The organism is Streptomyces sp. NPDC007205 (genome assembly GCF_040634095.1).
Classification (GTDB): Bacteria; Actinomycetota; Actinomycetes; order Streptomycetales; family Streptomycetaceae; genus Streptomyces.
In genome coordinates this window covers 1-18,507 of record NZ_JBEYEW010000061.1, presented here as the reverse complement: position 1 = coordinate 18,507, position 18,507 = coordinate 1, and the positions used below count along the sequence as shown (strand labels likewise).

Genomic DNA, 18,507 nt, shown 5'->3' with positions numbered 1-18,507 from the left:
ACGCCACTCCCGCAACTACCTGGCCTTTCTCGGTCTCGCCGCCGCCCTGTGCTGCTACAAGCGACTCGTCCGCCTCACCACATAGGACACCGTCTAAGGGCTTGCCGGGAATCAACACGTCGGTTTGATCTTGGTTTTGTCGGGGTCGAGAGACCTGGCGACGTCTTCCCGTGTGCGGAAACGGGCGGTTGAGGCGGGGAGATGAACACCATGGGCTTCCAGGAGCGGGCGGACGTCTTTCACTGCACGGCTGATGGTCATGGCGGTGGTGTTGAAGAGCTGGCCCAGGAGGTCCATGTTCGCGAGTTTTCGCAGGTGGAGCACGGTGACCAGGACCCGGTCGGCTGAGGTGAGCTTGGCTTTGGCACCTGCGCCAGGGGCCACCAGGCGCTCGTGACCCCGACGTGTGCGGAGTACTTGCTCGCGTTGAACCTCCATCGCTGAAGTCAACGACTCGATGAGCTCGCTGAGCTGCCGGCGGGTCATCCCGGTCAGTTCCGGGTCCTGGAGCGAACGCCGCGTGAGGCGAGCCGGTCTGTGCGCCAGGGCCTCGTCCGGTGTGCTGCCGGTGGTCGCCGCGTCCATCGGATGCTGGGGTGGAGGGTGTAGTTCCAGTCGCCGTGGAAGCGATGGCGAGTGATGGGCAGGGTGGTGATCTCGTCGTCGCTGACACGGATGCCGGTGGGTACTCACCGCTGTCGAGCTCGGCATGGACGGAGAGGCCGGTGCGGCTGGTGGTCGCGGCGATGGTTTGGAGCATGACTTCATGGCTGGTCAGGGGTCTGCCGCGCCAGTGCATGGTGATGTGAGAGAACAGCCGGTGCTCGATCTTGTTCCATTTCGAGGTGCCGGGCGGAAGGTGACACACCGTGATCTCAAGACCCGTCTCAGCGGCGAGGTCGGCGAGCTGGGTCTTCCAGCCGCAGGTGCGATAGCCGTTGGAGCCCCCGCCGTCGGCGGTGATCAGCAGTCGGCGGGCGTGGGGGTAGTCATGCCGGCCGACTGCCTGCCACCAGCGCCGGATCGAGGCGACGGCGAACGCCGCGGTGTCGTGATCGGTGCCGATGCTGACCCAGCCGGTGTTCGCCGCCATGTCATAGATTCCGTACGGAATCGCTTTCTCGGCCTGGCCGGGGAAGTCGTGCGTCTTGGCCCTCACGGGCTGCCCTGCGGGGCGCCATTCGCGCCCGGCGTTCTTGTAGTCGCCGATCAGCTCCTTCTTCTTGCTGTCCACGCTGATCACCGGGTCGCCGGCGTCCCGGTGGTCTCGTGCCTGCTCATTGAGGTAGCGGAACTGGGCGTCCCTGTCGGGGTGCTGGGCACCCTCGATGGTCTTGGCGTTGGCCTGCAGACTGAAGCCTTCCTCCCGCAGCAGGCCGGCGACCGTGTCGGCGGAGACCCGGTGGCCCTGCCGGGTCAGCTCCGCTGCCAGCTTCCGGGGCGACTTCGTCGTCCACCGCAGCGGCGACATCGGATCGCCCCGCTCGTCGGGCTCGACCAGCGCAAGCAGCGCCGGCCGCAGCCCCGGGTCAGGGTCCACGGCTTCTTCCGGCCTCCACCAGGACGACGGACTCGCCCCAACAGCGCCTGGCCAGAGCCCAGTTCAGCCGCTCCGCGCGAGACCGTGCCCTCCCGAACCCCGGCCGCGGCGGCGACGAGCCTGATCCCACCACGCCCCAGCGACAGCGCTTCCGCCCCCATGGCCAGCCGACGCTGGCGCTCGTCCACATGCGGCAACAACACCTGGAACTTCGCAGTCAGGACGGCCTCGATCCCCTCCGGTCTCCCCATACCAGAATAACGAGTCCGACAGCCGGAAGCCACGACTTGTTTCCCGGCAAGCCCTAAGCGGTGGTGAATCTGTCTTCGCCGGTGATGAGCAGTGTGCCAGGCGGCTCACGAGCCTGGGCTACGCTTGGGGGGGCCGTCGGCGGTCCCTCACATTTCGGAAGAACGTCCTTACGTCACTGACCAGCAGGTCCGGCTGCTCCATGGCCGCGAAGTGCCCGCCTCGGTCGTAACTCGTCCATTGCACGATGTTGTTCGTCCGCTCCGCGATGTGCCGCAGCGGAATGAAGAGGTCCCGCGGGAAGTCGGCCAGTGCGGTGGGCGTCGCCGAAGGCTCAGGGGGCGTGCCCCAATAGTAGGCATGCGCGCATTCGTAGTAGATGCGGGCGGACGATCCTGCCGTGCCGGTCAGCCAATACAGCATCACGTTAGTGAGCATCTGGTCGCGGTCGACGGCATCTTCGGGACGGTCGCGGCAGTCGGTCCACTCCTTAAACTTCTCAGCGATCCAGGCCAGTTGGCCTACAGGCGAGTCTGTGAGGCCGTAGGCCAGGGTCTGCGGACGGGTAGACTGGATGGCGGCGTAGCCCTGGCGGTCACGGCTCCATTCCCTCATGCGTTCCCAGGAGGCCAGCGTGCGCTGGCGCTCGGCGGGGTCCAGCACTTCTAAGTCGTCCGCACCGGGGTCCTGCGTCGCGGCTGAGTGCGGCAGCAGGTTCAGGTGTACGCCGATGACCTGGTCGGGCCGGGTCCGGCCGAGCTCGCGGGAGACGCCTGCTCCCCAATCACCTCCCTGCGCCCCGTACCACTCGTAGCCGAGGCGTTCCATCAGCTCGGCGAACGCGGCGGCCACCCGCTTTAACTCCCAGCCCTTGTCCCGCGTGGGCCCGGACAGCCCGACCCCGGGAATGCTCGGAAGCACCAGGTGGAATGCGTCGGTAGGGGCGCCGCCATGCGCACGAGGATTGGTGAGCGGACCGGCGACCTCAGTAAACTCGACGATGGAGCCCGGCCAGCCGTGTGTCATGATCAGCGGGGTCGCATCCGGCTCCGGCGACCGGATGTGGGCGAAGTGGACATTCGCTCCGTCGATCGTGGTGGTGAACTGCGGCCACTGGTTCAATCGGGCTTCCGCGGCACGCCAGTCGTATTCGTGCCGCCAGTATCTCACGAGGTCCTTGAGGTATCCTCGCGGAATGCCGTATGCCCAACCTACTCCAGGTAGTTCGTCCGGCCAGCGGGTGCGGTCAAGGCGCTCGTGGAGATCGTCCAGCTCGTCTTGGTGGATGTCGATACGGAATGGGTGGATGCTCACCTGTAACTCCCTTCGCGATCACCGAACTGGGCTCGCCCCGGGCGAACCGCTCGGCGCCTTCAGTTAGGTACCCTCGCGAAACTGCCGACGCTCATGCAAGAAACCCACCCCAGCGCGTACCTCATAATCACAGCGTGCCACGAGGATCAAGCTCTGTCAGCGGCGTCGGCAAGTTGCCGGTGTGGCTGGGGCGGTGGGCTATCTCAGGCAGGCGGGGCTCGATATTCCGGTGAGGGTCGGCCCGGTTGTTGAGATACGTCGAGCTGCGGTGATCCGCCGAGGGGGCCTTATCAAGTTGAGGAGTGGGGTGGGACGATCTTGGTGTAGATCGTTACGGGAGGGGCCTGCTGGTGGACGTGGACACCGCTGTTCCGCCGTACAAGGGCTTCCGGTTCCCTCCGGAGGTGATCGCGCACGCGGTGTGGCTTGTATCACCGTTTCCCGCTGAGCTGAATGTGGCAGAGCTGCTGTTCGAGCGCGGCATCCAGGTGTCGTACGAGGCGATCCGGCTGCGCTGCGAGAGGTTCGGCCCCGCCTACGCCGCCGGGCTGCGCCGTCGGCAGCCCCGCCCGGGTGACCGGTGGCATCCGGACGAGGTGTTCATCAAGGTCAACGGGCGGATGCGGTTTCTGCGGCGCGCGGTGGACCAGGATGGCAATGTCCTGGACATCCTCGTGACCGACAGGCGTGACGCGAAGGCCGCGAAGCGGTTCTTCCACAGGCTCCTCAAGGGCCTTGAGTACGTGCCGCGGGTGATCGTGACCGACAAACTCCGTTCCTCCGGCGCCGCCCACCGCGAGGTCATACCCTCCGTCGAGCACCGCTCCTCGAAGTACCTCAACAACCGGGCCGGGAACTCACACCTGCCCGCCCGGCGGCGCGAGTACCCGATGCAGGGCTTCCGCCGCGTCGGCACGACCCAGAGATTCCTGGCCTCCTTCTCCCGGAACTCACCGCACTTCCGCCCCCACCACCACCTATGGAGCCGGTGCCGGTCCGTCAGGGCCTGGAGGATGCGCTGATAGTCCGCCGATAGCACAGACCAGGCCAGTCCCTCACGCCACACGGGCACCTGCGACTTCGCCTTCACCGCCGGCCTGGGCGCCGAACGCGCATCCGCGTCCCGTAGGCCGAGTTCGGCCTGGATGCGATCGGCTCTCCCGCAACCCGTTGACCCGACGGCGACCGGCGAGTGCGTGCTCTTCCAGCAGTCCGACGACCGACGGCATCCACAACCACCCGGGGAGCGACGACACGACACGCCACCACTCCCACCGAATCACCGGCCCTATGCCTGACCAGCGAAAACACCGCCCTCAGATTCGGAACGACAATAGCCACTTACGTTGACACGCCCTCCCACACGCGGCCTCAAGTGATCCATTTGCCGTTCGATCCTACAGAGCCGTGGTCAGCGGGAGTAGTACGAGGAGTATGTCCGCGCCGGTTACGTATGTGAGGGTGTGCCAGCGCATGTGGGTCTCGTGAAGGGTATGGAGAGCAGGGGGGGTCAGGCGGATTTTCCTGATCAGGAAGGCGCTGCATCCTGCGGTGCCGGTCAGGGCTGCCAGGGGGCCGAGGGTCCATGTGAGTCCCCAGGCGATGAGGGCAAGGGCGGTGGTGGTCGCCGTGCAAGCCATTAGGAGAGTGTGGGAGAGGCCGTGGCGGACGGCGGGCGGGGCGAGGCCGGCAGCGCGGTCGGCGGTGGCGTCGGGCAGGGACCACCACAGGGTGCGGCCGATGAGCAGCAGCCACAGGCCGAAGATGAGCGGCCAGAGGAAGGGGGGGAAGTCGGGGCGGACGGCGTTGAAGGTGGACAGGCACGGGAGGAGGGAGAAGTGCAGGCCGAGGCTGACTGGGTTGGCCATGCCGCGCTTTTTCAGCCTGACCGGTTCGAGGTTGTACAGGTATTCCACCAGGATCCCGGCTGCTACAGCGGCCGCGATGAGCGGGCGGCCGAGGCGGATGGCGACGCTGGTGGCCAAGAGCAGGGCGGCGGTCATTTCGGCGGAGGCGATGGTGATCAACCGGGTCCGGCCCAGGCGCATGGCGGCCTGGGCGACACTGATCTTGCCGGGGGTGCGGGTGTCGATGGGGATGTCCATGGCTGCGTTGAGGACGTTCTGGGCGATGAGCGGAATCAGGTTGGCGAGCACAGCCAGTAGTACGGGGGTCTGGGCCAGTTGCTGTGGTGAGGTGGCTGCGTAGCTGGCGCCCCATAGGGCGTGGCAGAGATAGGCGACCGGGAAGGGGAATTCCAGGCGGTGGACGCGGTAGAGGTCCTGTGCCTGCCGGATGCAGCGGGTGGCTGTCAGGAACATGGGCGGGCGGTCAGAGTGAGCGTGGGCGAGGGCCCCATGGCGGGGCCGCGGCGGTGCGGTGTGCCAACCTGCGGGTCGGGGCGGCCGAGTTCGATTCGGCGCAGTGCCGCGGCGATGACCATCCGGATCTCCAACATGGCCAGGTCCGCGCCCAGGCAGCGGCGGGTGCCGCCGCCGAAGGGCAGGTAGTGCTGCCCGGTCCATTTGCGGCCAAGGAACCGGCCGGGGTCAAATTGCTCCGGCCGCGGGTAGACGTCCGGCTGCCGATGTGCCAGGTAGATGCAGGGGGTAAGCGTAGTGTCCCTGGCCAGGGGGCGGCTGAGGAGTTCCCCGTCGGTGATCAGGGTCCGGTTTCCGGCGAGGGTGGCGGGCGGTGTGATGCGCAGGGACTCCCGGCAGATCGCGTCGAGCAGTGGGAGTTCGGCCGCCGATGATCCGTCGGCCGGGCTGGCGGCGAGTTCCGCCTTGAGGTCGGCGCGTACCTGGTCGTGGCTGGCGAGCCAATAGAAGGTCCAGGCGATCGCGGAGGCGGTGGTCTCATGACCGGCGAAGATCAGCGAGATGAGCTGGTCGGCGAGTTCGTCTCCGCCGAGTTGGCCCAGCGGCGGGTTGCCGGTGGTGAGTTCGGCCGCCAGGACCAGGCAGCCGGGGGCGACGGTTGTCGGTCGCAGGCTCCGCAGGTCCTCGCTCAGCAGGTCCCGGTCGCGCAGGAAGGCACGCCATAGCGACGGCACCAAGGTGGGGGGGCGCAGATAGCGGTAGCGCAGGGTGCGCCAGGAGGTACCGAGAATCTGCTCCACCAGGTCGCTGACTCGGGTGAGCAGGGCGCTGTTTTCGTCACCGAGCAGGATCCGGCCGATGATGCGCAGGGTCACTCGGCGGGCCCATTCCGGCACCGCGAACGAACTGCGCATGGCCAGTTCGTCGGCTGCCTGCTCCGTTATGGCGCGGATTGCCGGGACGTGGCCGTTCAGCTGCTTGCCGCGCAGTGCGGGTCCGATTACCTGCCGGTAGGCGGTGTGCCGGGTGCCGTTGGCGAACAGTAGGGAGGTGGAACCGACGAGCGGACGCAGGGTGTCGCTATGTTCCAGGCGCATGTCCCGTTCGGAGCGGAACACTTCTGCGAGGTCGTCGGCGGCCCAGAGCAGCAGGTGAGGAGTCGGCGTCCTCTTGAGCTCCACGGTTCGTTCCGGCCGGGGCGCGACCGCGTCGAGGAAGGTAAGGCCCTGGAGACTGAATCGCAGTTTGTTGATGGTCATTGGTGTGTCGTCCGTCCGCTCGTCGTCACTGTGCGGTGTGCGCGGCCGGTTGCCTGGGTGCCTCCAGACGGGTCGCGGCGGCGTGGAGGGCGGCGACGCGGGCCGCCTTGACCACGGTGAGCGGGGCGTAGAGGTCTTTGTCGTGCCACAGCGGCGGGCAGGGGTCCTCCTTCTGGCAGTCCAGGAGGAAGACGCAGCCGTCGGCCACCGCGTGGGCCACCTGCGGCGGCAGGTCGCCGGGGTAGGCGCGGATGAGAGTCTGGATGGCGTAGGAGGTCTCCTCCGTGGTTCCCTCCCAGCGCCCCCAGGAGCCATCGGGGCGCTGGGAGGCGAGTGTCCAACGCTCGGCGCGCGCGAGAGCATCCGCAGTACTCGGGTGGTGGCGGCGCGTTAGGGCGATGGTGCAGCACATCGTGGCGTAGTGCGGGGAGGCGTGCCACTTGTCGTCCCAGAAGCCGTTCTGGTCTTGCTGGGCCAGCAGCCAGTTCTCGATCTTGCGGGCTGCGGTGCGTCGGCGGGCGCATCCCCCGGCCGGCTCGCCGGACGGCGCGGCGTCCAGCAGGGCCTCGAGGGCATGTGCGTTGGTGCTGGTGGAAGGGGTGCGCTCGCCGGGGAAGCAGACGAAGCAGGAATCGGTCTCATACGCCCAGAGGGCGTCGAGGGGCGCGGGGCGGCCGATAAGGGCGAGCGTGTGCAGGACGGCAGCGGTATCGTCGCAGTCCGCAGGCAGCCCAGGCCCGGCGGGCGCGCCAGAGCGGCCGAGACTGTTCTCCAGACAGGCAAGCAGCTGCGGGGGGATGGTAACCGGCACGCCTGCATCCAGGAGCCAGCCGAGCACCCAGGCGCGTTCGAACACCGCAATGGAGATCACCCCGGGGACCGGGCCGCCCCAGCGGGCCTGGGTCTCTTGAAGCAGCCCGGCGGCAGCCTCCTGCCGGATACGGCCTGCCAGCCAGGCGGCGGTCGCGGCGGGCGAGGAGCCGACCGCTGAGGCGACAAGACGGACTCCGGGCGTACTGGCGGCCTGCTTGCCTAGAGCCTCCAGGGTATGCCAGAGCCTCTCCGGCAGCGCCTGCCCATCGGCCACGGCCGTCCGTAGTCGGGCCAGTGCCTGCCCTTCGATGCCGACGGGCAGGCTGAGCGCGGTGGCGCCAAGCCGTCCACCGGAGCCGGCCAGTTGGCGGTTGAGCTCGTCGACCAGCCAGGGAATGATCAGTTCGGCTGCAATGGTGTCCGGTACCGTGTCCCTGCCATTGACGGTGAGCCAGTCGGCCACCGCCCATAGTCCCTTGAGGGCGGCCCGGGCTAGCAGGGCGGCAGACGGCTGTAACACATCAGTGCGGGGCCGGTCGACTTCGTGCAGCAGAGCCTCGGTGGCACTGAGGGTGGGCACCAGGCCGTAGCCATCGGCGTGGCCCCACCAGCCGTCCGGGCGCTGGGTACGCAGCAGGAAATAACACCGGGCGCCGTGGCCATCGAGCCAGGGCGCGCTGCTTACTAGTCGGGCCGTCTCATACACTGAGGGCGACATGGTCCCGCACGGGTTTGCCATGATCTCGGTGATCAGCTCGGTGGCGGCCCGGGCCGCCCCTTGCCGCCACCTGGCCAGGCGGGGAACGGCCAGGGGTTCCTTGTTCTGTGCGTGCATCGCTCCCCGTTCCTCGTGCGCTGGGGTAGTCAGTGGTTGCGATGGATCAGGGCGTCGGCCAATGCCAGAAGATCGGCTGCTGCCCTGGGCTCGGGCCGCGCGTGCTCGAGCGCGGCGAGAGCGTCTGCGTAGGCTTGGTGTGCGCGGCGTTCTGTCCAGGAACGGCCGCCTGCCTCCTCGATCAGTGCGGCCAGTTCCACGTATTCGTCTGGGCCGAAGGGGAGTGCAGTGTCCCGGCCATAGAGGAGGGCGAGCCGTTCGCTGGCTGGGGTGCCCGAGGCGAGAGCGGCGAGCACGGGCAGAGATTTCTTGCGGGACTGCAGGTCGGAGTGAACCGGCTTTCCAGTGGTCTGTGGGTCACCCCAGATACCGAGCACGTCATCGGTGAGCTGGAAAGCAAGTCCCAGGTGCTCGCCGAACTCCCCGAACAGGGCGGCCCGAGTCTCATCGGCGCCCACGATCAGCGCACCGAGACGGCAGGCACTGCGCAGCAGAGCCCCCGTCTTTCCGGCCGCCGTGATCAGGCTCTTGGACAGGGTGGGAGTGGTGTCCTTCTCTAAGGCCAGGTCCATGGCCTGGCCGTGGACCATGTCGAGCAACGCGTCACTGAGCACCGTGGCACTGGCGCGGCCCAGGTTCGAGACAGTCTGGAACGCCAGGGCCAGCAGGGCGTCACCGAGCAGGACGGCGTTGCCGGTGCCGAATGCTGCCCAGACGGTACGGCGGTGGCGGCGCATCACATCGCCGTCCATAACATCGTCGTGAAGCACGGAAAAGTTGTGCACCAGTTCCACTGCGACGGCCGCGGGTACCGCTGCCTCGGCCCGTCCGCCCGCTGCCCGGGCGCACAGCAGGGCCAGAGCGGGGCGGACCAGCTTGCCGGGAAAGCCCTGCGTCGGTCGTCCTTTTTCGTCTGTCCAGCCGAACTGGTACTTAGCGACGTGCTGAAGGGAGGCAGGGAGGCGACCGACGACGGCCTTGAGTCCCGACAGGGTCAGGGACCGCAATTCACCAATGCTTTCAGGGCCGATCGTCCCGGAGACCGGACTCGGGTCCTTCGTCGTGGTCATGCCCGGCTTGCCGCATGCGGGCATCGGTCATTCCTCGGGCTCGGTGAGGATGATCGCGGCCACTGGGCAGCGGCGGGCAGCGGCGCGCACGTCCTGCCACAAACGGCGGTCCGGATCCGGCGTGTTTACGACGACCACGCCGTCCTCGTCCCGTGTGGTGAACACCTCGGGGACGCTCTCGGCGCACTGCCCCGAGGTGGCGCAGATACTCTGGTCGGCGTGAACGTGCATGGGCAGGCCTCCCCTAAGCGAGGGTGAGTCAGAGGGTGACAGGGAAACGTTCGAAGGTCCGCAGGCTCATCGCCGGCCGGAGCACTGGCCGTTCCGGCACGGTCAGGCCGGGCAGGGTACGACGGATCCGGGTGAGTACGACGGCGCACTCCATCCGTGCCAGATTGGCGCCGAGGCAGTGGTGCACACCGTGGCCGAAGGTCACCATCCGCGAGGTATTGCGGGACGGGTCGAACCGGTCCGGGTCGGGAAATGCCTCCGGATCACGGTTGGCGGGCCCGTGCAAGGGCCGTACGTCCGCACCCTTGGGGATGGTGACCCCATCAAGTTCAATGTCCCTGCGTGCGATCCGGGGATCGGCGTCCACCAGGACCGGCGGGCTGTACCGGAGTGTCTCTGCGACGAACGACTTAACCTCGGTAGGGCCCCCGTCTAGCCAGCGCGCCTGCTCCGGGTGATCCACCATGGCGAGTACGCCGAAACCCATGGCGGCCACCGTGGTCTCGAAACTGCCCGCCCACAACCCCCACAACAGCAACATGAACTCGGCGCGGGTCAGCCCCTGTTCGGGCGTTTCGTCGCCGCCCTCGCGCACCTCGGACAGCAGCGCGGAGATCAGGTCCCCGCAAGGCCGCTTACTGCGCTCAGCGGCGAGCTGGGCGAAGTACTCCTCAACCTCCTCACTCGCCCGGTCTCCTTCCTGCAATGCCTCGTCGCTGGAAGCGGGATGGAGCGAGGCCAGGACCCTGAGGATCAAAGCAGCCAGCGTCACACGGTCGGCCTGGGGGATGCCGATGATGTCCCCGGCCATGTTCATTCCCAGCGGCTGGGTCAACTCGTGGTGCAGGTCGGCCCTCTCGCCGTCCTTCACCCGGGTGGCCAGCGGTGCCAGCAGCCGGTCGCAGTGATGTTCGGCCGCCGCCTGCAGGCGCTGGGCCTGCCGGAGAGTGAAATGCCGGGAGAGTGCGCGCCTGATCCGCGTGTGCTCGGGGGGGTTGGTACTGGTGATGACCTGCGAGAGGATGCGCAGTGCACGAGACTGCTCCCAGCGCGGGTGCTTCGCGACAAGTTCCTCAAGCTCAATGGCGCGCAGGTCAGGCGACTGGTAAACGGCTCTGACCGCCGCATTGCGGCTCACCAGGTACACACCGCCGCTCGGGTTGCGGTGGACGGGGGCATGCTCACGCAGCCACCCATAGAACGGGTAGGGGTCCTGAAGCGTTTCCGGATCCCACAGGCGGGCCAAAACGTCAAGCTCGGACGTCTGTGACGGCATCGCCCTCACGATGTGCTCCCTTCCCTGGGCTGCCAGGCGACGGGCAGCCTCTCGACGCGGCGCATCTGGAGACCGGTCACGAAGGTGATCTCCTGCGGTGGTACCGCCAACCTCAAGTCAGGGACGGCCCGTGTCAACACGCCGAATGCCGCCTTGAGTTCAAGCCGGGCCAAGCCGGCGCCCAGGCAGAAATGCGGGCCCATACCGAACGTGAGATGCGGGTTGTCGGCGCGTCGGATGTCGAATTCCTCCGGGCAAGAGAAATGTTCCTCGTCCCGGTTGGCGGAGGCGAGCGCGGTGATCACTCCGGTGCCCTTCGGGATCGTCCCAGATGGCAGGTCCAAGTCCTCACGGGCGGTGCGGATAAGACTGTTGCTGCCGGCGAACTCATACCGCAGGATCTCTTCCACCGCCTGCTCCAAAAGCTCGGGCTCCCGGCACAGCGCCGTATACTGCTTGGGGCGGCGCAGCAACGTGAACGTGCCACGACCGATGGTGGTTGCCACCAACTCGTGGCCAGCGATGATCAGTGTTTTGACCAGGATGACCAGTTCGCTCTCAGAGAGTCGGCCGTCGGCATCCCGCGCCTCTATCAGTGTGCCGAGCAGTCCCTCGGAGCCCGTCGACCGACGCCGCTCGGCGATGAGTCCGGCCAGGTATCTGCCGAACTCCCGCATGTGCACATCCCGTTGCTCGGCGCTCATCGTGGTGGTGGAGACGAAGGCGTCCGCCCAGTCGTGAAAGCGGCCCATGTCTTTGGCGGGTACGCCGAGCAGGTCGCAGATGACGTACAACGGCAGGGGGAAGGCGTATGCCACCGACAGATCGGCTGGCTGCGGTCCGGCCAGCATCTCGGCCAAAAGCCGGTTGGCGATCGCCTCCACCCGGGGCCGCCACTGCTGCAGCCGCCGCGGGCCGAGCGCCCCGGAGACCAGCCGACGCAGCCGGTTCAGCTCCGGTGGGTCCTTATGGAAGATCGCGTCCGCACAGTCCGACGAACTCCTGCGGAAGCGAGGTGTGCCCGGCAAGCGCGGGTCTGTGCTGAAACGGGGGTCGGTGAGCACCATCTTCACGTCGTCGTAACGGACCGCGAGCCGCACCAGATCACCGCTGGGCACCTCTACCTCGCCGAGCGGATCGGATGACCTGCGCTCGGCAAACTTCCCGTGTGGCAGCTCGCCCCCGTCCAGCGGATACTTCTCCGCCATCATCCCTTCCTCTCCCAGGCGGCGCCGTGCGCTGATTCCCAGACGATGGGGAGTTCCCGTACACCATGCAGGAAGCTGTCCTCCGCAAATAGGACCTGGTCGAAAGGGATCGCCAAACGCAGCCCGGGCAGCCGCCGAAACAGGGCGGGCAGCGCGATCTCCAGCTCCGCCCGGGCCAGTGCCTGCCCAGGGCAGCGGTGAGCGCCATACCCGAACGCCACATGAGCTCGGGCACGCCGAGTAAGGTCGAGCCGGTCCGGCTCCGGGAAGATGTCAGGGTCCCGATTGGCACTCTGAATCGCCAGTACTACGCCGTCACCGGCCCGGATCACCGTCTCCCCGATCGTGATGTCCGCAGTTGCCACCCTGCGCAGCCCGAAGTGGACCACGGTAAGGTGGCGCAACAACTCATCCACAGCACAGGACGCCGCTTCCGGGCCAGCCAGCATGACCGGCAGCTGCTCGGGGTGTCGCAGCAAGGCGAGCACGCTCAGCGCGATTTGGTTGGCCGTGGTCGCATGGCCTGCGACTAGCAGCAACGACCCGAGGCTGACCAACTGCTCCCTGGTGATCCGGCCGGTCCGTACGTGTCGGACGACGAGCTCGCTGAGCAGGTCGTCGGCGGGCTCCTGGTCCTTGGCCTCGACGAGTCGAGCGAAGTACTCGCTGCGTGCCTTGTCGGCGGCGGCTACCTCAGCCGCTGACGCAGAACGCCTTAGGAGTACGGCGGCACAGCGTTCGAGTACTTTCCGGTCTTCGAACGGAACTCCAAGCAGCTCACAGAGCACTCGGACCGGCAAGGCTAACGCGAACCGCTCTACAAGGTCGACCGGCTGCGGCAACCGGGCCAGCTCCTCCAACAGCTCGCGCGCGTGCCGCTCGATGGCCGGCCGCAGCCGCCCCACACCGGTGACCAGCGTACTGCCCACGACGGCCCGTCGCAGGTTCGCGAGCTCCGGTGGGTCCGTCGACGGCAAGTAACCCCGCGGAGGCGGCGGCTGATCCAGACGGACCGCTGGGTACCCTGTCCGCGTCGCATCACTGCTGAGGCGCGCGTCCCCCAGCAGCTGGCGCACATCGGCGTACCGTGTCACTAACCAAGCAGGCACTCCGCCTGCGATGACCCGGCGTATGGGCTCCTCCCGCTGCCAACGCTTGAATTCTGCAGGCGGATCGAGCGGATCCCCAGCCCGCTGAAACGGCAATGGCGTAGGCAAGGGGGACGCGAGAGCCCTAGCCGCCCGCCCTGAAGACCGGCCGGGCCACGCATCAGGTTCAGAGGCCACATCAACCACCTATGCTGCAACACATCGGAGCTCAGCCTGAACTGCGGAGAGCACAGCACAGGCCTCGACTAAGCCGGTCAAGTTGTTGGTCCAAGCCCTTTCTATTGACAACCAGGCTCGGTACCTGGGACCCGTGCCGTAGGCGGCATGCAGGCCGAGTACACACAGCTCCCATCAGATGGGCTTGCCGCCAACAGTGACGCAACCCCGACAGGCACGCGCTGAGCTGGAATAACAAGCTCCATGCAAAGACAGTCCACCATCAAAGGCAAGCTGCCTAGAGGTCCAGCACGGGACATGTCGGGCACTCTGTGCAACAACGTGCGGTTGTGAAACTAGTACTCCAGTTGCAGTTCGCCATTTCTGCTGGTCAGGGTTCTGAGGGTGGGGAGTGTAGTGGTGTGGGCAGGGGCATGGAACGGTCTTTGGCGGGGTGCCGCCCCAACGAGTGGCCGCGCGGTATGTAGTGACAGCGGCGGGCTTGTGCTTGATGGCGGCGGCGCCAGTGTGACCACGTCATGATGTGACTGGGGTCGACGGGACGATGGCGGTGTCCAGTTGCCAGTAGACGGCGAATCTCGGCTGGTGTGAGGTCCACGAGGTCGGGCGTGTCCCGTTCGACGCCCCCTTTTGCCGTTCATGGCCGGCCATCACTGCCAGGAAAGCGTGGGCGAGCATGGCGAGAGTGATGTGCCGGTACCAGCCGACATAACGGCGGACTTCGTAGTGGTCCAGGCCGCATTCATTCTTCGCGCTCTGGAAGCACTCCTCGATCTTCCAGCGGCATCCGGCGACGCGAACCAGGTCGGCGATCGTTGCCTCCAGCGGGGTGCAGGCGAGGTAGTAGGCGATGTCGTTGGGCTTGGTGATGCTGCGGCGGGCCAGCACCCAGCGCCGACTGGTGACCATGTCGTCGTCTGACTCGCATGCAGAGGGCAGGTGTGCGGCGGCCCAGTCGTAGTAGCGCTCGCCTTTCGCGCCGTGTCCGGCGGACAGTCGTTGCCAGGCTTCGGGCGGGGCTTGGCTGAAGAGGTGATCGATGCGCGGGCCGCCGGCCGGCTGGGATTTGGGCACGGCCACGACGTAGGAAAGGCAGGCGTCTTCGAGGAAGTGGCGGAAGTGGAGTCCTGTCCGTAGGCGGCGTCGGCGGTGACCCAGGCGATGGGCAGCGGTGAGGCGAGGGCTCGTGCGATCACGGTGCGGGCCAGCTCACCTTTGGTGGCGAAGGTTCGCTGGTCGGGGATCTTCGCCGCCCGGCAGCGATGGCGGTCGTCCGTCCAGGACTTGGGCAGATAGAGCTCCCGGTCGACCAGGGCATGGCCGCGGGTGGTGGCGTAGGCGGCGAAGACGCCGATCTGGCAATTCTCGGTGCGGCCGGCAGTGCCGGAGTACTGGCGCTGCACCCCGGCGGAGGTGGTGCCCTTCTTGACGAAGCCGGTGTCGTCAGTGATCAGCACGCCGTCGTCGGCGCCGAGGTGTTCAGCGACGTAGGCTTGCAGGTCGTTGCGGATCTCGTCCGCGTTCCAGCAGGTGCGGGACAGCAGCCGTTGCAGGCCGTCAGGCGTGGCGTGGCCGGCGTATTCGGCGATCTGCCAGCCGTTCTTGCGGCCGACCGGGCCAAGCAGACCATGGATGTAGTCGCACACCAGACGCCGGGGCTCCACACGCGTGAAACGGCTCCCGATCCGACGTAACAGCCTGCCAAGCTCCTCGTCCCACACGTTCGTGGGTGCATCCTCGATCACATAGGCGCACTGCCCAAAGCATTGTCACTACATACCGCGCGGCCACTCGTTGGAGCGGCACCCCGCCAAAGACCGCTCCATGCCCCTGCCCACACCACTACACTCCCCACCCTCAGAACCCTGACCAGCAGAAATGGCGAAGTACTGCTGAAGTACTAAGTTGACACAGGGTCTGTCCAATCAACGGCTGATCTTGGTTGGTGAGGTGTCAGTGGCTGGTGGGGGTGAGCCGTCCTTCGAAGGCGATCTGGAAGGCGTTCAACGGTGCCTTCCAGCGCATTGTCCAGCGGCGTCGGCCCTTGCCGATCAGGTCCAGGCTCATCAGCGCCAGGTAGACACACTTCAACGCGGCGTTCTCCGACGGGAAGTGGCCCCGGGCCCGGACGGCCTTGCGGATGCGGGCGTTGACGCTCTCGACCGCGTTCGTGCTGCAGATCACCTTGCGGATCTCGACGTCGAAGGAGAGGAAGGGCACCATCTCGGCCCAGGCGTCGGACCACAGCTTGATCACAGCGGGATACTTGGTGCCCCACTTCTCGGAGAACTCCAGGAACCGCTCGGTCGCTGCGGCCTCGCTCGGCGCGGTGCAGACGGGCCTGAGGTCCTTGGCGACCTTGTCCCAGTCCTGTCGGGCGACGTAGCGGATGCTGTTGCGGATCAAGTGAACGATGCAGGTCTGAACGACAGTTCGAGGCCAGACCGCCTCGACCTCGTCCGGCAGGCCCTTCAGGCCGTCGCAGACGAGCATGAGGACGTCCTCGACGCCGCGGTTGCGGAAGTTCGGTGAAGACCTGGAGCCAGTGCTTGGCACCCTCGCCTCCGTCACCGGCCCAGATCCCGAGGATGTCGCGGGTGCCCTCGGCGGTGACGGCCATGGCGATGTAGATCGGCCGGTTGGCGACCTGGCCGTCGCGGATCCGGGTTCTGTCGACGATCTTGTGATCCGGTGCGGAGAGTGTCACCGTGCGAGCAGGACGCGTTTGCGAAGGAGATCGAGGCCAGCCCGGCCGAACATTTGCCGTTTTAGCATCTTCAGCCGGTTGATGTTGCCTTCAACAGCGCCTGGACTATGTGACAGGGACAGGCCGTTGTGGACGGCGTCGAAGTCGCGGCGGAGGTTGCGGGCGAAGCCCGCAAGCGGAGCCAGGGTGTCGTGCTCGACGCCGGCGATCCAGTCCTCGAGTCGGTCGCCGTGGCGTGCGGTCATCATGACAGCGAACTTCCTGACGTGGCCGGTGAGCCGGTCCAGCTCGGGGTCGCGCTCACGCAGGCGGTACAGCTTGTCGGCATCGCCGTCACTGAGGTGTTCTGGGATGGGTCATGATCCATGAGGTGACCTCGCGGACCGAGGGAGGCTTGGGGCCGACGGCGGGTGCGTGTCCGCGCCCGGTGCGGTAGCGCCTCAGATGACGCTGGACGGCCAACTCGCCTCCGGGGTAGCCGAGTTGTTGAATCTCTCGGTGCAGCTGTGCGGCATTTCTTATGCCTTCGTTCCAGCGTTGATGCAGGTAACTGACGTACGGGTCGACGACATGTGCCCGCTGCAGGCTCTTGGCGACGACGTCACCAGCGGAGCGGGCGTTGACCAGCTTGCGGACGGTGGCCTGATGCAGCCCGAGCTTCCGGCCGATCGCCGCCTTCGACATCCCCTGCGCCCACAGCTCGTGGGCGGCGGCATGCTGCTCCCACAGCCAGGTCACGATTTTCAGCTCTTTCGACGGCTGCACCACCTCGGGCTCAGCCTCCGAGTGGCCGGGGCCGTCTTCCGCTGCGGCAAGCGGTTCTGCCAGGCGGGAGCGGTGGGCGTTGACCGTCTTCTCAACTGCCTGGCCGAGGTTGGCCCACACGTGATATCGGTCCGCGGCCTGCTGGGCCTGTGGCGCCCCGACCCGTGCGCCCTCCCCGTAGCCGCTGGAGCGGTCCCGGCAGATGACCTTCACCTCGGGATGGCCTTGGAGCCAGGCGGCCAGGTCCTTGCCCTCGCGGCCGTCGTAGAGATGCAGCGGCCGGTGGGTGGCCATGTCGATCAGCACCGTGCCGTAGTGGCGGCCCTTGCGGAAGGCAAAGTCGTCGACACCAAGCACCTCAACCTCGCCGATCTCCGGCTCGGGCAGGGCCCGGACCATCCGCAGCAGCGTGTCCCTGCCCACGGTGATGCCGACCGCGGCCGCCAGGCGGGCCCCGGCCCGGCCGGCCATCGCCAATCCGATCTGCGTCAACAGCCCGCGCAGCAAAGGGGTATAGCGGCCGTGCGGAGTCGTCAGCCCCGCGATCTGCTCGGCGAACGTCACTGCCGCGCACGCAGGATTCTCACAGCGGAAGCGACGTATGTGTAACTCGATCACGACCCCGACTCCGCCCACAGCGGCATCACGCAGCTTACGTACATACCCGCCGTGCACCCGCGACGAGCTACGACCGCAGCGGCAGACCCCCGTCGTCGATCGCACTCGTGCCCGCAGTACCACCTTGTCCGGCCGTCGCTCGACCTCCTCGATCAGCAGCGCGGACAGGTACGGAAACAACTCCAGGAGCACATCACGAGAGCACTCGATGCATGATCGCGAACAGTCGGCACAGCCCGCTCAACCGTCCGGATCACAAGATCGTCGACAGAACCCGGATCTTCACGTTGATGGCGTCCACGAAGACCACCGGGTAGACGCGGTCGAGCGGACGCGACTGCCATTCGGCCATGCCCTCCATCACCTTGTCCGGATCGTGGTGATGGTCTGCTTGGACACGTTCGCGCCGTACACCTCGGCCAGATGAGCCGATATCTCCCCGTGGGTCAGGCCCTTCGCGGACAGCGACAGCACCATCTCGTCGACGCCGGTCAGCCGGCGCTGCCGCTTCTTGACGATCTGCGGCTCGAAGGTGCCGGCGGTGTCACGGGGCACCTTCACCTCGACAGGGCCGACGTCCGTCAGCCCGGTCTTCGAACGGGTGCCGTTGCGGCTGTTGCCGCTGTTCCTGCCCGTCACGTCGTGCTTGTCATAGCCGACGTGATCAGTGATCTCGCCTTCCAAGGCGGACTTCAGCACCCGCTTCGTCAGCTGCTGCAGCAGCCCGCCCTCTCCAGTCAACTGCAGCCCGTCGGACCGGGCACGGTCGACCAGCATCGCGATCAACTGCTCGTCCGACACCAACTCCGCAGTCGACTCGACGGCCGGCTTCTCCACGGCCGAGTGCTCGGTGATGGTCTCGCTCATCAGGCGTCTCCTTGATCATCGGATCCGCCGTTGATTAGGCACTCCCACCTGAGGCGGTACAAGTGCACAATTTTGTATGGCAGGGGCATTTTTGGGGGCGGTGTGCGTCTGTACAGGGCTTTGTGGGAGCGGTGTACTGGCGGTGGTC

The 18,507-nt window shown here is 66.9% G+C and carries 12 protein-coding genes and 5 pseudogenes; 1 reads left to right on the top strand and 16 read right to left on the bottom strand.

The window, feature by feature from the left end:
* Positions 1-111 precede the first annotated feature (111 nt).
* Both ABZ624_RS39395 and ABZ624_RS39390 read right to left on the bottom strand, forming a co-directional pair.
* Positions 112-1,701 (bottom strand): annotated as a pseudogene (locus ABZ624_RS39395) (ISAzo13 family transposase).
* Between the two features lie 208 nt (positions 1,702-1,909).
* The gene (locus tag ABZ624_RS39390) at positions 1,910-3,103 is read right to left on the bottom strand and encodes an epoxide hydrolase family protein (RefSeq protein WP_360099810.1); all 1,194 of its coding nucleotides are present in this window, start codon (positions 3,101-3,103) and stop codon (positions 1,910-1,912) included.
* A gap of 356 nt (positions 3,104-3,459) precedes the next feature.
* Here ABZ624_RS39390 and ABZ624_RS39385 point away from each other — a divergent pair, with 356 nt between their 5' ends.
* A complete protein-coding gene (locus tag ABZ624_RS39385; protein ID WP_360099814.1) occupies positions 3,460-4,125 on the top strand; it encodes an IS6 family transposase in 666 nt (221 codons plus the stop codon).
* On the opposite strand, the pseudogene ABZ624_RS39380 reads toward ABZ624_RS39385, so the two are convergent.
* The 14 genes and pseudogenes from ABZ624_RS39380 to ABZ624_RS39315 form a co-directional block, all read right to left on the bottom strand.
* A pseudogene (locus tag ABZ624_RS39380) lies at positions 4,086-4,332 on the bottom strand (hypothetical protein); the annotation flags it as partial. The gene ABZ624_RS39385 and the pseudogene ABZ624_RS39380 overlap by 40 nt on opposite strands.
* Before the next feature lie 168 nt (positions 4,333-4,500).
* The gene (locus tag ABZ624_RS39375; RefSeq protein WP_360099808.1) at positions 4,501-5,424 is read right to left on the bottom strand and encodes a UbiA family prenyltransferase; all 924 of its coding nucleotides are present in this window, start codon (positions 5,422-5,424) and stop codon (positions 4,501-4,503) included.
* Positions 5,415-6,683, bottom strand: a complete 1,269-nt coding sequence (locus ABZ624_RS39370) for a cytochrome P450 (RefSeq protein WP_360099806.1) — start codon at positions 6,681-6,683, stop codon at positions 5,415-5,417. Before ABZ624_RS39370 ends, ABZ624_RS39375 begins: the two co-directional genes overlap by 10 nt.
* Positions 6,684-6,708: 25 nt before the next feature.
* Positions 6,709-8,331: a prenyltransferase gene (locus ABZ624_RS39365; protein ID WP_360099804.1), complete on the bottom strand. Its 1,623-nt coding sequence runs from the start codon at positions 8,329-8,331 to the stop codon at positions 6,709-6,711.
* A gap of 29 nt (positions 8,332-8,360) precedes the next feature.
* Positions 8,361-9,401: a polyprenyl synthetase family protein gene (locus ABZ624_RS39360; RefSeq protein ID WP_360099802.1), complete on the bottom strand. Its 1,041-nt coding sequence runs from the start codon at positions 9,399-9,401 to the stop codon at positions 8,361-8,363.
* 27 nt (positions 9,402-9,428) lie between these two features.
* The gene (locus ABZ624_RS39355) at positions 9,429-9,632 is read right to left on the bottom strand and encodes a ferredoxin (RefSeq protein ID WP_360099800.1); all 204 of its coding nucleotides are present in this window, start codon (positions 9,630-9,632) and stop codon (positions 9,429-9,431) included.
* A gap of 28 nt (positions 9,633-9,660) precedes the next feature.
* Positions 9,661-10,908: a cytochrome P450 gene (locus tag ABZ624_RS39350; RefSeq protein WP_360099798.1), complete on the bottom strand. Its 1,248-nt coding sequence runs from the start codon at positions 10,906-10,908 to the stop codon at positions 9,661-9,663.
* A 5-nt stretch (positions 10,909-10,913) separates the two neighbouring features.
* A complete protein-coding gene (locus ABZ624_RS39345; protein ID WP_360099796.1) occupies positions 10,914-12,119 on the bottom strand; it encodes a cytochrome P450 in 1,206 nt (401 codons plus the stop codon).
* A complete protein-coding gene (locus ABZ624_RS39340; RefSeq protein WP_360099794.1) occupies positions 12,116-13,045 on the bottom strand; it encodes a cytochrome P450 in 930 nt (309 codons plus the stop codon). Before ABZ624_RS39340 ends, ABZ624_RS39345 begins: the two co-directional genes overlap by 4 nt.
* A 1,011-nt stretch (positions 13,046-14,056) precedes the next feature.
* Positions 14,057-15,123: pseudogene (locus ABZ624_RS39335) on the bottom strand (IS701 family transposase); the annotation flags it as partial.
* 232 nt (positions 15,124-15,355) lie between these two features.
* A pseudogene (locus tag ABZ624_RS39330) lies at positions 15,356-16,067 on the bottom strand (IS256 family transposase); the annotation flags it as partial.
* A 38-nt stretch (positions 16,068-16,105) separates the two neighbouring features.
* Entirely contained in the window at positions 16,106-16,396 is a 291-nt protein-coding gene (locus ABZ624_RS39325; protein WP_360099812.1) for a transposase, read from the bottom strand.
* 46 nt (positions 16,397-16,442) lie between these two features.
* Positions 16,443-17,684 carry an ISL3 family transposase gene (locus ABZ624_RS39320; protein WP_360099792.1) on the bottom strand — a complete coding sequence of 414 codons (1,242 nt, stop codon included), beginning with the start codon at positions 17,682-17,684 and terminating at the stop codon, positions 16,443-16,445.
* An 82-nt stretch (positions 17,685-17,766) separates the two neighbouring features.
* Positions 17,767-18,269 (bottom strand): annotated as a pseudogene (locus tag ABZ624_RS39315) (transposase); the annotation flags it as partial.
* Between the last annotated feature and the right edge of the window lie 238 nt (positions 18,270-18,507).